General features: G+C 69.8%; 10 protein-coding genes. 4 read left to right on the top strand and 6 right to left on the bottom strand.

Annotated elements, in window-relative coordinates:
* Window positions 1–31: 31 nt before the first annotated feature.
* From ACIGA3_RS19370 to ACIGA3_RS19390, 5 genes are all read right to left on the bottom strand, one after another.
* Window positions 32–1,024: a PAC2 family protein gene (locus tag ACIGA3_RS19370; RefSeq protein ID WP_399716956.1), complete on the bottom strand. Its 993-nt coding sequence runs from the start codon at window positions 1,022–1,024 to the stop codon at window positions 32–34.
* A gap of 253 nt (window positions 1,025–1,277) precedes the next feature.
* On the bottom strand, window positions 1,278–2,897 hold the full coding sequence (locus ACIGA3_RS19375; RefSeq protein WP_399716959.1) for an FAD-dependent oxidoreductase: 1,620 nt from the start codon (window positions 2,895–2,897) through the stop codon (window positions 1,278–1,280).
* 53 nt (window positions 2,898–2,950) lie between these two features.
* On the bottom strand, window positions 2,951–4,489 hold the full coding sequence (glpK, locus tag ACIGA3_RS19380; RefSeq protein ID WP_399716962.1) for a glycerol kinase GlpK: 1,539 nt from the start codon (window positions 4,487–4,489) through the stop codon (window positions 2,951–2,953).
* 88 nt (window positions 4,490–4,577) lie between these two features.
* On the bottom strand, window positions 4,578–5,369 hold the full coding sequence (locus ACIGA3_RS19385; RefSeq protein ID WP_399716965.1) for an MIP/aquaporin family protein: 792 nt from the start codon (window positions 5,367–5,369) through the stop codon (window positions 4,578–4,580).
* 219 nt (window positions 5,370–5,588) lie between these two features.
* Window positions 5,589–6,353: an IclR family transcriptional regulator gene (locus ACIGA3_RS19390; protein WP_399716967.1), complete on the bottom strand. Its 765-nt coding sequence runs from the start codon at window positions 6,351–6,353 to the stop codon at window positions 5,589–5,591.
* 292 nt (window positions 6,354–6,645) lie between these two features.
* Between ACIGA3_RS19390 and metH the strand changes: the two genes are divergently transcribed.
* The 4 genes from metH to ACIGA3_RS19410 all read left to right on the top strand — a co-directional run bounded on the left by metH (window position 6,646) and on the right by ACIGA3_RS19410 (window position 14,677).
* Window positions 6,646–10,164, top strand: coding sequence for a methionine synthase (metH, locus tag ACIGA3_RS19395; RefSeq protein WP_399716970.1), 3,519 nt, complete (start codon window positions 6,646–6,648; stop codon window positions 10,162–10,164).
* 130 nt (window positions 10,165–10,294) lie between these two features.
* On the top strand, window positions 10,295–10,996 hold the full coding sequence (locus tag ACIGA3_RS19400) for an HAD family hydrolase (protein WP_399716973.1): 702 nt from the start codon (window positions 10,295–10,297) through the stop codon (window positions 10,994–10,996).
* Between the two features lie 432 nt (window positions 10,997–11,428).
* Entirely contained in the window at window positions 11,429–13,033 is a 1,605-nt protein-coding gene (locus tag ACIGA3_RS19405) for an ABC transporter substrate-binding protein (RefSeq protein WP_399716976.1), read from the top strand.
* 63 nt (window positions 13,034–13,096) lie between these two features.
* Window positions 13,097–14,677, top strand: a complete 1,581-nt coding sequence (locus ACIGA3_RS19410; RefSeq protein ID WP_399716979.1) for an ABC transporter substrate-binding protein — start codon at window positions 13,097–13,099, stop codon at window positions 14,675–14,677.
* Window positions 14,678–14,741: 64 nt separating this feature from the next.
* Here the strand turns inward: ACIGA3_RS19410 and ACIGA3_RS19415 are convergent, their stop codons facing one another.
* Window positions 14,742–15,413 (bottom strand): response regulator, encoded by a 672-nt coding sequence (locus ACIGA3_RS19415; protein ID WP_399716981.1) that lies wholly within the window; start codon window positions 15,411–15,413, stop codon window positions 14,742–14,744.
* Window positions 15,414–15,428 lie beyond the last annotated feature (15 nt).

Raw genomic sequence — 15,428 nt, forward strand, 5'->3', positions numbered from 1 at the left:
TGCCGCCCCACTTGTCTGTCCGCGGGCTCGTTCAGTCCTCCGAGCCGTCCGCCTCGTCGCCGTCGGAGACGCCCGGCGCCTCCGGCTTCGGGGGCTTGGGCGGGCGGGTGCGGCCGCTCGGCGCGTCCCGGCGGTAGGGCCCGCTGTCCGAGCCCTCCGCCGTGGCGTGCCCGCCCGGCCCGCCCACGTCCCGGCGCCGCAGATACCGCTCGAACTCGCGCGCGATGGCCTCGCCGGACGCCTCCGGCAGCTCGGCGGTGTCGCGGGCCTCCTCCAGCGTCTGCACATACTCCGCGACCTCGCTGTCCTCCGAGGCCAGCTGGTCCACGCCCGTCTGCCAGGCACGCGCGTCCTCGGGCAGCTCGCCCTGCGGTATACGCAGGTCCACCAGGTCCTCGAGACGGTTCAGCAGCGCCAGCGTGGCCTTCGGGTTGGGCGGCTGGGAGACGTAGTGCGGCACCGCCGCCCACAGCGACACCGCGGGCACCCCGGCGTGCGTGCACGCCTCCTGGAGCACACCGACGATGCCCGTCGGGCCCTCGTACTTGGTCTCCTCCAGGTTCATCCGGCGGGCCAGGTCGGCGTCCGAGGTGACCCCGCTGACCGGCACCGGACGCGTGTGCGGGGTGTCGCCGAGCAGCGCGCCCAGGATCACCACCAGCTCCACGCCCAGCTCATGGGCGAAGCCCAGCAGTTCGTTGCAGAACGAGCGCCAGCGCATCGACGGCTCGATACCGCGCACCAGCACCAGGTCACGGGGCTTGTCCCCGCCGACGCGGACCACCGACAGCCGGGTCGTCGGCCAGGTGATCTTGCGCACGCCGCCTTCCATGAAGACCGTGGGGCGGTTCACCTGGAAGTCGTAGTAGTCCTCGGCGTCCAGCGCCGCGAACACCTGGCCCTTCCACTCGCGTTCCAGATGCGCGACCGCCGTGGAGGCGGCGTCACCGGCATCGTTCCAGCCCTCGAACGCGGCCACCATGACTGGGTCGATCAGCTCGGGAACACCCTCCAGCTCGATCACCCAGTGCCTCCTTCCGACGTGCTCTCGCCTGACCACCCAACCTTACGGCGTCCGACGGGAGCCTCCGCAGCCCCCTCGCAAGGGGCTGAACGGATCACTGCCCCGAACCCCGGCCCGGGACACCCCGCAGCGGAGCCCGCTCCCAGGCGCCGTCCACCGGACCGGCCTGGTCCCGCACGCCTGCCGCCCCGCCGCCCGCCAGGTGGGACTGGGGCGGTTCCACCGTCGCGGAACCGCCCCTGAGCGCGCCTTTTTACTGCTTGCCGTCCAGGACGTCGCGCACCTTCGCGCGCACCTCGTCCGTGGCCAGGCCGCGGATGGTGAGCGTGGTGCGGCGGCGCAGCACGTCGTCCGCCGTCTCGGCCCACTCCTGGTCGCGGGCCCAGACCACCTGTGCCCAGATCTCCGGGGCGTCGGGGTGGACCCGCTCGGCCAGCTCGGGGTGCTCGTTGGCCATGCGGGCGATGTCGAAGGAGAGGGAGCCGTAGTGGGTGGCCAGATGGCGGGCGGTGTCGGCGCCCATGCGCGGTCCGGGCGCCGGACGGTCCACCAGCAGCCGGTGCTCGACCGCGCGCGGGTTGGCGACACCGGGCAGCGGCAGCCGCTTGGGCAGCTCGGAGACCGGCTCGAAGTCGTCGCCGAGCGGCCGGCCCGGCAGCTCCTCCAGCTTCTTCAGCACGGTCCGCCCGATGTGCCGGAACGTGGTCCACTTGCCGCCCGCCACCGACAGCATCCCGCCCGGGCCCTCGGTGACCACCGTCTCCCGCTTGGCCTTCGCCGTGTCGCCGGGACCGCCGGGCAGCACCCGCAGTCCGGCGAAGGAGTAGGTGATCAGGTCCCGCTGGAGCTGCTGATCCCGGACGGAGAACGCGGCCTCGTCCAGGATCTGGGATATGTCCGACTCGGTCACGGACACATCCGCCGGGTCACCCTCGTACACCTCGTCGGTGGTGCCGAGCAGCAGCATGTCCTCCCAGGGCAGCGCGAACGTGATGCGGTACTTGTCGATCGGGGTGGCCAGCGCCGCCTTCCAGGGAGCGGTGCGCTTCAGGACCAGGTGCGCGCCCTTGGACAGGCGGATCGAGGGGGCCGCGTGCGGGTCCTCCATCCGGCGCAGGTGGTCCACCCACGGTCCGGTCGCGTTCAGCACCAGGCGGGCGTTCACCCCGAACTCCTCGCCGGTGAGCCGGTCCTTCAGTTCGGCGCCGGTGACCCGGCCGCGCGTGGTGCGCAGCCCGGTGACCTCGGCGTGGTTGAGGACGACCGCGCCCGCGTCGACGGCCGCGCGGACCGTCATCAGCGCCATGCGGGCGTCGTTCATCTGGTCGTCGCCGTACACGGCCACGGCCTTCAGGTTGTCGGTGCGCAGCTCGGGCACGTCCTGCGCGGCCTTCGACGGCGAGAGCAGATGCCCCACGCCGTCACCGAACGCGGACAGCGCGGAGTAGGCGAAGACGCCCGCGCCGAGCTTGGCCGCGCTGTGCGGGCCGCCCTTGTACACCGGGAGGTAGAAGGTGAGCGGGTTCGCCAGGTGGGGGGCCACCTGGCGGGAGACCGCACGCCGTTCGAAGTGGTTCTCCGCCACCAGCTTCACCGCGCCGGTCTGGAGGTACCGCAACCCCCCGTGGAGCAGCTTGGAGGAGGCGGAGGAGGTGGCGCCGGCGAAGTCACCGGCGTCGACCAGCGCCACCCTGAGCCCGGACTGCGCGGCGTGCCAGGCGGTGGAGATGCCCAGGATGCCGCCGCCGATCACAAGAAGGTCGTACGACGCCCTGGCGAGCTGCTCCCTGGTCTCGGCGCGGCTCGGGTTGGAGCCGGAGGCCGGGTGCGTGCCCAGGGCAGGTACGGACTGCAGGGTGGTGGGACTGGTCATGTCGGGTACTTAACTCCTCGTCGGAGCCGGGTCGGGCGGCTGCGCCGGCCCGGTCAGCTCTCGTCCTCGAGCCAGCCCATGGTCCGCTCGACGGCCTTGAGCCAGCTCTTGTACTCACGGTCGCGGGTCTCCGCGTCCATGCGGGGGGTCCACTCGGCGGCCCGGCGCCAGTTGGCGCGCAGCTCGTCGGTGTTGGACCAGAAGCCGACGGCGAGACCGGCGGCGTAGGCGGCACCGAGACAGGTGGTCTCGGCGACCATCGGGCGGACCACGGGCGCGTCCAGCACGTCCGCGAGCTGCTGCATCAGCAGGTTGTTCGCGGTCATGCCGCCGTCCACCTTGAGCGTGGTCAGCTCGACGCCGGAGTCCTTCGTCATGGCGTCCGCGATCTCCCGCGTCTGCCAGGCGGTGGCCTCCAGGACGGCGCGCGCGAGGTGCGCCTTGGTGACGTACCGGGTCAGGCCCGCGATCACACCGCGCGCGTCGGAGCGCCAGTGCGGGGCGAACAGGCCGGAGAAGGCCGGTACGAAGTAGGCGCCGCCGTTGTCCTCGACCGAGAGCGCGAGCGTCTCGATCTCGGCGGCGGTGGAGATGAGACCCATCTGGTCGCGCATCCACTGCACCAGCGAGCCGGTGACGGCGATGGAGCCCTCCAGGGCGTACACCGTCGGCTTGTCGCCGATCTTGTAGCCGACCGTGGTCAGCAGACCGGCGTAGGAGTTGATGATCTGCTCACCGGTGTTCATCACCATGAAGGTGCCGGTGCCGTAGGTGGACTTGGTCTCGCCCTCGGAGAAGCAGGTCTGGCCGAACAGGGCCGCCTGCTGGTCGCCGAGCGCGGAGGCGACGGGGATGCCGCCGAGCAGGTCGCCCAGGCTGCCGCCGGTGATCTCACCGTAGACCTCGGCGGAGGAGCGGATCTCGGGCAGCATCTGCTGCGGGACGCCGATGGACTCGCAGATCTTCTCGTCCCACTGCATCGTGTGCAGGTTCATCAGCATGGTGCGCGAGGCGTTGGTGACGTCGGTGACGTGCTTGCCGCCGTCGACGCCGCCGGTCAGGTTCCAGATGACCCAGCTGTCCATGGTGCCGAAGAGGATGTCCCCGGCCTCGGCGCGCTCACGCAGACCCTCGACGTTGTCCAGCAGCCAGCGGGCCTTGGGACCGGCGAAGTACGAGGCCAGCGGGAGGCCGGTCTGGCGGCGGAAGCGGTCCTGGCCGACGTTGCGGCCCAGCTCCCGGCAGAGGGCGTCGGTGCGGGTGTCCTGCCAGACGATGGCGTTGTGGACGGGCTCACCGGTGTTCTTGTCCCACAGCACGGTCGTCTCGCGCTGGTTGGTGATGCCGATGGCCTTGATGTCGTCGCGGGTGATGCCGGCCTTCTCGACGGCGCTGGCGACGACCTCCTGGACGTTGGTCCAGATCTCGTTGGCGTCGTGCTCGACCCAGCCCGGCTTCGGGAGGATCTGCTCGTGCTCCTTCTGGTCGACGGAGACGATCCGGCCGTCCCGGTCGAAGACGATGCAGCGCGAGGAGGTCGTGCCCTGGTCGATCGCCGCGATGAACGGTCCTGCGGTGTGGGCGTCGGTCACTGTGTGCTCCTGGGAGATCCGAGGTGAGGGTGCGGTGCGTACGGCGCGTACTCGAATGATCGGTGCTTTTCGGGCAAATCGTTACTCATCAAGCAAAAGCGACGTTGTAGATGCCCGCAGCGATCGCGCCGCCGATCAGTGGACCGACGACCGGAACCCACGCGTAGCTCCAGTCCGAACCGCCCTTGTTGGGCAGCGGCAGCAGCGCGTGCACGATGCGCGGTCCCAGGTCGCGCGCCGGGTTGATCGCGTACCCCGTCGGACCGCCCAGGGACAGACCGATCGAGACGACCACCAGGGCGGTGATCAGCGCGCCCACCGGGCCCAGACCGTTGCCCTCGTTGTTCAGGCCCTGTGTGAGGACCGCCAGCACCAGCACGATCGTGCCGATGATCTCCGTGAGAAGGTTCTGCACCGCGTTCCGGATCTCCGGACCGGTGGAGAAGATGCCCAGCACCGGGCCCGCGGCCGCCTCCTCGGCCTCGACCGCCTTGACCGTGTCCTGCGCGCCGGGCCCGCCGACGATCTCCCGGTCGGTGAGGTGCGCGTGGAACTGGCCCAGGTAGGCCACCCAGACCAGCGTCGCGCCGATCATCGCGCCCAGCAACTGGCCGCCCCAGTAGGCGGGCAGCGTGCTGTAGTCGTGACCCTTGATCGCCAGCGCGAGGGTCACGGCCGGGTTGAGATGCGCGCCGGAGAGGGGCGCCGAGGTGTAAACAGCCGTCAGAACGGCGAAACCCCACCCGAAGGCGATGGCCAGCCATCCGGCGCCGCGCGCCTTGGAAGCCTTCAGCGTCACGGCGGCACACACACCGCCGCCGAGCAGGATGAGTATGGCGGTACCTATGGTCTCGCCGATGAAGATGTCGGAGCTGGACACCCGCGACTCCTTTGTCCTTCGTCCAGGGGAACCCGGCCCTAGGCGCTGTCACACCCTAACGCGTAATACCGATAGGTGTTCGACAATGCCGACCGATGGACGGGAGTCTCGCTTTCGCCGCGCACACGCGTCAAGGGTTCCGGGGGCGAAAAAGAACGCAGAAGGCAGGATCGTTACGGACGGGGGCACAGCAGACCGGGCCCCACACGGAGCACATGCTCAGAAGCGGGCCGCGCCCAGGTCCCGGGACACCGCGCGGGCGCAGTCCCGCACCGCCGCGATCAGCTCCGGACGCGGTTCGCCGTCCCGGCACAGCCGCTCGACCGCGCCCGCGATCCCCACCGCGCCCACCGGCATCCGGCGCCGGTCGTGGATCGGCGCGGCGATCGACGCCACGCCCTCCCAGGTCTCCTCCACGTCCGCCGCGTACCCGCGCGCCCGCGTGAGGTCCAGGACCTGTTCGAAGTCCTCCGGCGCGCACACCGTACGGTCGGTGAACGCCTTGCGGGAGGAGTCCAGCGCCTCGCTGTGCGCCACCGGGTCGTACGCGGAGAGCACCTTGCCCAGCGCCGTGGAGTGCAGGGGCTGCATCGCCCCGATCTCCAGCACCTGACGGCTGTCGTCCGGGCGGAAGACGTGGTGCACGATCAGCACGCCCCGCTGGTGCAGCACGCCCAGGTACACGCTCTCCCCGCTGGAGCGGGCCAGGTCGTCGGTCCACACCAGCGCCCGCGCGCGCAGCTCGTGCACGTCCAGATACGTGGTGCCCAGCCGCAGCAGTTCCGCGCCCAGCTGATAGCGGCCCGAAGCCTCGTCCTGCTCCACGAAACCCTCGTGCTGGAGCGTGCGCAGGATGCCGTGCGCGGTGCCCTTGGCCAGACCCAGCGACGAGGCGATGTCGGAGAGGCCGAGCCGCCGTTCGCCGCCCGCGAGCAGACGCAGCATCGCGGCCGCCCGTTCGAGCGACTGGATGTTCCGTGCCATCGCCGTTCTGCCTCCGTCCGCATCGGCCACCGCCGAGCCATCCCACACACGTTCGGCAATGCCGAACATTACCGGTCCATGCCGACCTCCCGCCAATGAGCAGGACCGCCCCGGAACACCCATGTCTCCGGCCACGGCACTCGCCCGGCCGGACTCCGCCATCCGCGTCCGTGTCGTGGACGCCTGTGCCCATCCAAGCCCACTGGCGGTTACTCTGGCGCCGTGCCCCACGCCCAGGTCCGTCCTGGACAGGCGCATAGCCGACAGCCGTCGCATCCAAGGGAGCCCCTTCATGGCCTCGTCGCCGACGTCCCCTTCCGCCGACAGCCGGACCCGTGCGTCCGCGCTCCGTCAGGCACTCGCCACCCGTGTGGTGGTCGCCGACGGAGCCATGGGCACCATGCTCCAGGCCCAGGACCCGACCCTCGACGACTTCCAGCAGCTCGAGGGCTGCAACGAGATCCTCAACCTCACCCGTCCCGACATCGTGCGCTCCGTCCACGAGGCGTACTTCGAAGTCGGCGTCGACTGCGTCGAGACCAACACCTTCGGCGCCAACCACTCCGCCCTCGGCGAGTACGACATCCCCGAGCGCGTCCACGAACTCTCCGAGTCCGGCGCCCGCGTCGCCCGCGAGACCGCCGACGACTTCACCGCCCGCGACGGCCGCCCCCGCTGGGTGCTCGGCTCCATGGGCCCCGGCACCAAGCTGCCCACCCTCGGCCACGCCCCGTACACCACCCTGCGCGACGCCTACCAGAGCAACGCCGAGGGACTGGTCACCGGCGGCGCCGACGCCCTGCTGATCGAGACCACCCAGGACCTGCTCCAGACCAAGGCCGCCGTCCTCGGCGCCCGGCGGGGCCTGGACGCCCTCGGCCTCGACCTGCCCGTCATCGTCTCCGTGACCGTCGAGACCACCGGCACCATGCTGCTCGGCTCCGAGATCGGCGCCGCGCTCACCGCGCTGGAACCCCTCGGCATCGACATGATCGGCCTGAACTGCGCCACCGGCCCCGCCGAGATGAGCGAGCACCTGCGCCACCTCGCCCGCAACGCCCGCATCCCGCTGGCCTGCATGCCCAACGCGGGCCTCCCCGTCCTCGGCAAGAACGGCGCGCACTACCCGCTGACCGCCCCCGAGCTGGCCGACGCCCAGCAGACCTTCGTCCACGAGTACGGCCTCTCCCTGGTCGGCGGCTGCTGCGGCACCACCCCCGAGCATCTGCGCCAGGTCGTCGAGCGCGTCCGCGACCTCACCCCGGCCGAGCGGCAGCCCCGCCCCGAGGCGGGCGCCGCCTCCCTCTACCAGTCCGTCCCGTTCCGCCAGGACACCTCCTACCTCGCCATCGGCGAGCGCACCAACGCCAACGGGTCGAAGAAGTTCCGCGAGGCCATGCTGGAGGCCCGCTGGGACGACTGCGTGGAGCTGGCCCGCGAGCAGATCCGTGAGGGCGCGCACCTGCTCGACCTGTGCGTGGACTACGTCGGCCGCGACGGCGTCAGCGACATGGCCGAACTCGCCGGCCGCCTCGCCACCGCCTCCACCCTCCCCATCGTGCTCGACTCCACCGAGGTCGACGTCATCCAGGCCGGCCTGGAGAAGCTCGGCGGCCGCGCGGTGATCAACTCGGTGAACTACGAGGACGGCGACGGCCCGGACTCCCGCTTCGCCAAGGTCACCCGCCTCGCCCGGGAACACGGCGCCGCCCTGATCGCGCTCACCATCGACGAGGAGGGCCAGGCCCGCACCCCCGAGAAGAAGGTCGAGATCGCCGAACGGCTCATCGACGACCTCACCGGGAACTGGGGCATCCGCGAGGAGGACATCCTCATCGACACCCTGACCTTCACCATCTGCACCGGTCAGGAGGAGTCCCGGGGGGACGGCGTCGCCACCATCGAGGCCATCCGCGAGCTGAAGCGGCGCCACCCGGACGTCCAGACCACCCTCGGCCTGTCCAACATCTCCTTCGGCCTCAACCCGGCCGCCCGCATCCTGCTGAACTCCGTCTTCCTCGACGAATGCGTCAAGGCGGGCCTGGACTCGGCCATCGTGCACGCCTCCAAGATCCTGCCCATCGCCCGCTTCAGCGAGGAAGAGGTGCAGACCGCCCTCGACCTCATCCACGACCGCCGCGCCGAGGGCTACGACCCGCTCCAGAAGCTGATGGCGCTCTTCGAGGGCGCCACCGCCAAGTCCCTGCGCGCCGGCAAGGCCGAGGAACTGGCCGCGCTGCCCCTGGACGAACGCCTCAAGCGGCGCATCATCGACGGCGAGCGCAACGGCCTCGAAGCCGACCTGGACGAAGCCCTCCAGGACCGCCCCGCCCTCGACATCGTCAACGACACCCTGCTCGACGGCATGAAGACCGTCGGTGAACTCTTCGGCTCCGGCCAGATGCAGCTCCCGTTCGTGCTCCAGTCCGCCGAGGTCATGAAGACGGCCGTCGCGCACCTGGAACCGCACATGGAGAAGTCGGACGCCGAGGGCAAGGGCACGATCGTGCTGGCCACCGTGCGCGGCGACGTCCATGACATCGGCAAGAACCTCGTGGACATCATCCTGTCCAACAACGGCTACAACGTCGTCAACCTCGGCATCAAGCAGCCCGTCTCCGCGATCCTGGAAGCCGCCGAGGAACACCGCGCCGACGTCATCGGCATGTCCGGCCTCCTGGTCAAGTCCACCGTGATCATGAAGGAGAACCTGGAGGAGCTGAACCAGCGCGGACTCGCGGCCGACTACCCGGTCATCCTCGGCGGCGCCGCCCTCACCCGCGCCTACGTCGAACAGGACCTCCACGAGATCTACGAGGGCGAGGTCCGCTACGCCCGCGACGCCTTCGAGGGTCTGCGCCTGATGGACGCCCTCATCGGCGTCAAGCGCGGCCGCCCCGGCGCCCAGCTCCCCGAACTCAAGCAGCGCCGCGTCCGCGCCACCCCCGCCCCGGCCCTCCCCGAGGAGAGCCCGCAGGAGGGCCACGTCCGCTCCGACGTGCGCACCGACAACCCGGTGCCCGCCCCGCCCTTCTGGGGCACCCGCGTCGTCAAGGGCATCCAGCTCAAGGAGTACGCCTCCTGGCTGGACGAGGGCGCCCTCTTCAAGGGCCAGTGGGGGCTGAAGCAGGCCCGCACCGGCGACGGCCCCACCTACGAGGAACTCGCCGAGACCGAGGGCCGCCCCCGGCTGCGCGGCCTCCTCGACCGCCTCCAGACCGAGAACCTGCTGGAAGCCGCCGTCGTTTACGGCTACTTCCCCTGCGTCTCCAAGGACGACGACCTGATCATCCTGGACGAGGACGGCAACGAACGCACCCGCTTCACCTTCCCCCGCCAGCGCCGGGGCCGCCGGCTCTGCCTCGCCGACTACTTCCGCCCGGAGGAGTCCGGTGAGCGGGACGTGGTCGGCCTCCAGGTTGTCACCGTCGGCTCCCGCATCGGCGAGGAGACCGCCAAGCTCTTCGAGGCCAACGCCTACCGTGACTACCTCGAACTGCACGGCCTCTCCGTCCAGTTGGCCGAAGCGCTCGCCGAGTACTGGCACGCCCGCGTCCGCGCCGAACTCGGCTTCGCCGGCGAGGACCCCGCCGACATCGAGGACATGTTCGCCCTGAAGTACCGCGGCGCCCGCTTCTCCCTCGGGTACGGCGCCTGCCCCAACCTGGAGGACCGCGCCAAGATCGCCGACCTGCTCCAGCCCGAGCGGATCGGCGTCCACCTCTCCGAGGAGTTCCAGCTCCACCCCGAGCAGTCCACCGACGCCATCGTGATCCACCACCCCGAGGCGAAGTACTTCAACGCCCGCTGACCAGGCTGACCAGGAGACACGCGCACACGACAGGCGCTTCGGGCGCCCACGAAGTATGCTGGTCGGTCCACCGCAGGCCGGTTCCCTTTCCGGGAACCGGCCTGATCGTCCCTCAAGGAGGTGCGCCCGGATGACCAGCACGGTCCCCGCGCTAGGAACCCGTACGGCCGAAGGCTCCGCCCTTCAAGCGGTCCTCCTCGACATGGACGGCACCCTGGTGGACACCGAGGGCTTCTGGTGGGACGTCGAGGTCGAGGTCTTCGCCGCCCTCGGTCACGCCCTCGACGAGTCCTGGCGGCATGTCGTCGTCGGCGGCCCCATGACCCGCAGCGCCGGCTTCCTCATCGAGGCCACCGGCGCCGCCATCACCCTCGCCGAACTCTCCGTCCTCCTCAACGACGGCTTCGAGGCCCGCATCGGCAGCCACCTCCCGCTGATGCCCGGCGCCGCCCGGCTGCTCGCCGAACTCCACGAGCACGACATCCCCACCGCCCTGGTCTCCGCCTCCCACCGGCGCATCATCGACCGCGTGCTGACCACCCTCGGCCCGCACCACTTCACCCTCTCCATCGGCGGCGACGAGGTCTCCCGCACCAAGCCCCACCCCGACCCCTACCTCCTCGCCGCCGCCGGACTCGGCGCCGATCCGGCCAGATGCGCCGTCATCGAGGACACCGCCACCGGAGTCGCCGCCGCCGAGGCCGCCGGCTGCCATGTGGTCGCGGTCCCCTCCATCGCCCCGATCGTCCCCGCCGAAAGGCGCACCGTCGTACCCTCGCTGGAACAGGTCGACCTGTCTTTTCTGCGCGGACTGATGACGCTCACGCACTAGGCGTTCACCCAGCGTGCGAAAACAATGGTGACCAGGGGCGCAATTCCTTCGAACGGCGCCCCCGGAAGGAATTCCGAGCCGCCGAACCGGCTGAATTCCGGTATCCCGGACCGCAGTTGACGCTGTGACGTTCGCCACTCCCGGTGGCCTCGACAAGGCTGCCCACGTGTGCAGAAACCCCCGTCGCGCGCACGGTGCGCAGGCCCTTGTGTCCTGATTGATGGACCGTTGTACGAATCCTGCCGCTGTCGGTTTTTCGGTGCGTCCACACCCGGTTTCACTGCGTGATGAGCCCTCAACTCATGCGGCCGCGAACCGCCGTGCGGGCGCGGACTAATGTCGACGCGACAACCTCGCACCAACCCCCGTGATCCGCCGCGTCACCCCGCTTGCCGGGTTCACGGAATCAAACAGCTCTGGAGAAAGTCCCGCATGAACCGCAAGACTCTGGTGCTGCCGGCAGTGGCCGGCCTGCTCACGCCGGTTCTCGCCGCGTGCGGCGGAACCGACAGTGGGGCCAAGAACGGCGACCCCATCGTCGTCGGCACCACGGACCGGTTCACGGCCACGAGCGACGCCCCCGCGCCCCTCGACCCCGCCTACGCCTACGACGTCGGCACCTGGAACGTCCTGCGCCAGACCGTGCAGACGCTGATGACCCAGCCCAAGGGCGAGGGCAGCCCCGTCCCGGAGGCGGCCGAGAGCTGCAGCTTCACCGACACCGGCAACGAGCGCTACGCCTGCAAGCTGCGCAGCGGCCTGAAGTTCGCCTCCGGTGAGCCCGTCACCGCCGCCGATGTGAAGTACTCCATCGACCGCGCGATGAAGCTCCAGGCGGACAGCGGTGTCGCGGCCCTGCTGAACACCGTCGACACCGTCGAGACGCAGGGCGAGCGCGAGGTCATCTTCCATCTGAAGACGGCCGACGCCACCTTCCCCTTCAAGCTGTCCACCCCGGTCGCGGGCATCATCAGCCCCAAGATGTACGCCAAGGACAAGCTGCGCGACGGCTTCGAGGTCGACGGCTCCGGCCCGTACACCTTCAAGGCCGAGGTCAAGGGCGACGCGATGGTCAGCGGCACGTTCACCAAGAACCCCACGTACAAGGGGAGTTCCGAGGTGAACAACGACAAGGTGGAGATCCGCTCCTTCGACGACGCCGACGCCATGGGCGCCGCCATCGACCGCGGCGACATCGACGTCATGAGCCGCACCATGTCGCCAAGTCAGATCCAGAAGCTCGACGGCGGTTCGGACAAGAACGCCGAGCTGGTCGACATGCCGGGTCTGGAGATCCGCTACCTCGCCTTCAACACCGCCGCGCCGACCGTGAAGGACAAGGCCGTCCGCCAGGCCATGGCCCAGGTCATCAACCGCGGCGAACTGGTCTCCAAGGTCTACGGCACCCAGGCCGAGCCGCTGTACTCGCTGGTGCCCGCCACCCTGACCGGCCACTCCAACTCGTTCTTCAACAAGTACGGCGACCCCAGCCCCGCCAAGGCCAAGGCCCTGCTCGCCAAGGCCGGCGTCACCGCCCCGGTCAAGCTGACCCTGCACTACACCACCGACCACTACGGCTCCGCCACCAAGGAGGAGTTCGAGGTCCTGCAGAAGCAGCTGAACGACAGTGGTGTCTTCGACGTCACCATCCAGGGCCACCCCTGGGCCACCTTCCGCCCCGCGGAGCAGAAGGGCCGGTACGACGTCTACGGCATGGGCTGGTTCCCCGACTTCCCGGACGCCGACAACTTCCTGGCGCCGTTCCTCGACAAGGACAACTTCCTTGGCTCGCCGTACAGCAACAGCACGATCGAGCGGACGCTGATCCCCGAGTCCCGCCGCGAGGCGGACCGGCTCGACGCCGCCAACAGCCTCACCGACATCCAGGACACCGTCGCCGAGGACGTCCCCGTGCTGCCGCTGTGGCAGGGCAAGCAGTACGTCGCCGCACGGGACGACATCACGGGCACCTCGTACGCCCTGAACTCCTCCTCGACGCTTCAGCTGTGGGAGCTCGGCCGCGGTGTGAGCGGCTGACGTCTCCCGTACCCGGAGCCGCGACGGCGGCTCCGGGCCACGAACCGACGACAAGGCACTGCTGTGAACATGCGCAACCAGTGGCCGGTCCTGCCCGTGGTGGCGGGGCTGGCCTGCGGCCTGTTGACCGGCTGCGGCTCCGGGACCGACGACGCCAAGGGCACCGGCCAGGCAATGGTGATGGGGATGTCCGACGACGTCCTGGCCACCGACCCGGCATCCGGCTACGACCCCGGCTCCTGGCTGCTGTTCAACAACGTCTTCCAGTCGCTCCTCAGCTTCCCCAACGGCGGCACCCAGCCGGAGCCGGAGCTGGCGAAGTCCTGCGCGTTCGGTGACGCGCGGGCCACCGTGTTCAAGTGCGAGCTGAAGCCCGGTCTGAAGTTCAGCAACGGCGACTCCCTCACCTCCGAGGACGTCAAGTTCTCCTTCGACCGCCTGCTGAAGATCAACGACGCCGCCGGTCCGGCTGTCATGTTCCCGACGCTGGAGCAGGTGGAGACGCCGGACGCCAAGACCGTCGTCTTCCACCTCAACGCCCCCGACGCGACCTTCCCCAGCAAGATCGCCTCCGGCGCCGGCTCCATCGTCGACCACCGCCAGTACGACGCCGACGGCCTGCGCACCGACAAGAAGGCCATCGGCTCAGGCCCCTACAAGCTCGACTCCTTCGACAAGGGCCAGGCCGTCTTCTCGGTCAACTCCCACTACAAGGGCACCGCCGACATCAAGAACTCCGGCGTCACCCTCAAGTTCTTCCACGGCGACCAGAAAGCCCTGAAGAAGGCCCTCCTCGGCGGCGACATCGACATCGCCTACCGCGGCCTGAGCGCCGGCGACATCACCGGCATCGACGCCCAGGAAGGCACCAAGGGCATCGACGTCATCGAGGGCAGCAGCGCCGAGGTCCAGCACCTCGTCTTCAACATGAAGGACCCCGTCGCCGGAAAGCTCGGCGTCCGCAAGGCCATCGCCCACCTGCTGGACCGCGACGCCCTCATCCACAACGTCTACCAGGGCACCGCCACCCCGCTGTACTCGATCATCCCGGCGGGCATCATCGGCCACAACACCGCCTTCTTCGACACCTACGGCGCCCGCCCCTCCAAGGACAAGGCCGCCCAGGCCCTGCGCGCCGACGGCATCACCGGCAAGGTCAAGCTGACCCTCTGGTCCACCCCCGCACGCTACGGCCCCGCCACCGACGCCGAACTGCGCGCCGTCGCCGCCCAGCTCAACGCCAGCGGCCTCTTCGAAGCCGACGTCAAGTCCGTCGACTTCGGCCAGTACGAGAAGGACATCGCCGCCGGCAAGTACGGCGTCTACGTCAAGGGCTGGGTGCCCGACTACCCGGACGCCGACAACTTCACCGCCCCCTTCTTCGGCAAGGGCAACGTCCTGGCCAACGGCTACGACAACAGCCGCCTGACCGGCACCCTGCTCCCGGCCACCGCCGCCCAGAGCGACCGCGCCGCCACCGACAAGGACTTCGCGCAGGTCCAGGACATCGTCGCCGCCGAACTGCCCATCCTGCCCGTCTGGCAGGCCAAGCAGTACGCCGTCGTCCGTGACGGGGTCTACGGCCTGGAGTACTGCCTCGACGCCTCCACCGTGTTCCGCTTCTGGGAACTCAGCAAGAGCTGAGCCACCTCCCACGGAAAACACCGAGGGCGCCCCTCCCGTGAGGAAGGGGCGCCCTCGGCCATAGTTACTGCGCGCCCGGCCGCACCAGACCACTCTCGTACGCGTACACCGCCGCCTGCACCCGGTCCCTGAGGCCCAGCTTCGTCAGCACATGCCCCACATGCGTCTTCACCGTCGTCTCGCTCACGAACAGATCCGCCGCGATCTCCGCGTTCGACAGCCCCCGCGCCACCAGCTTCAGCACCTCCACCTCACGGTCCGTCAGCGTGTGCAGCGTGCTCGGCGCCGGCTCCTCACCCGACGGCAGATGCGTCGCGTACTTGTCCAGCAGCCGGCGCGTGATACTCGGCGCCAGCATCGCCTCACCCGCCGCCACCACCCGGATCGCCTGCACCAGCTCGTCCGCCGGAGCGTCCTTCAGCAGGAAACCGCTCGCCCCCGCCCGCAACGCCTCCACCACGTACTCGTCCAGATCGAACGTCGTCAGCACCAGCACCTTCGCCGGACCGTCCCGCTCCGGACCCGTGATCTGCCGGGTCGCCTCCACCCCGTCCATCCGGGGCATACGGATGTCCATCAGCACGACATCCGGCTGCAACGCACGCACCTGATCGAGCGCCTGCAGACCGTCACCGGCCTCACCGACGACCGCGATGCCCATCTCCGCCTCCAGGATCATCCGGAACCCGGTACGCAACAGCGGCTGGTCATCGACCAAAAGGACGCGGATGGCCACGTGAGAACTCCTTCG

It is taken from the genome of Streptomyces sp. NPDC085596, from assembly GCF_044541565.1.
GTDB lineage: Bacteria > Actinomycetota > Actinomycetes > Streptomycetales > Streptomycetaceae > Streptomyces.

Excerpts from the sequence above, each read along its gene's own strand:
- ACIGA3_RS19390 (WP_399716967.1), bottom strand. The coding sequence starts at position 6,353 with ATGGCACGGAACATCCAGTCGCTCGAACGGGCGGCCGCGATGCTGCGT.
- ACIGA3_RS19405 (WP_399716976.1), top strand. The coding sequence starts at position 11,429 with ATGAACCGCAAGACTCTGGTGCTGCCGGCAGTGGCCGGCCTGCTCACG.
- ACIGA3_RS19375 (WP_399716959.1), bottom strand. The coding sequence starts at position 2,897 with ATGACCAGTCCCACCACCCTGCAGTCCGTACCTGCCCTGGGCACGCAC.
- metH (WP_399716970.1), top strand. The coding sequence starts at position 6,646 with ATGGCCTCGTCGCCGACGTCCCCTTCCGCCGACAGCCGGACCCGTGCG.
- ACIGA3_RS19400 (WP_399716973.1), top strand. The coding sequence starts at position 10,295 with ATGACCAGCACGGTCCCCGCGCTAGGAACCCGTACGGCCGAAGGCTCC.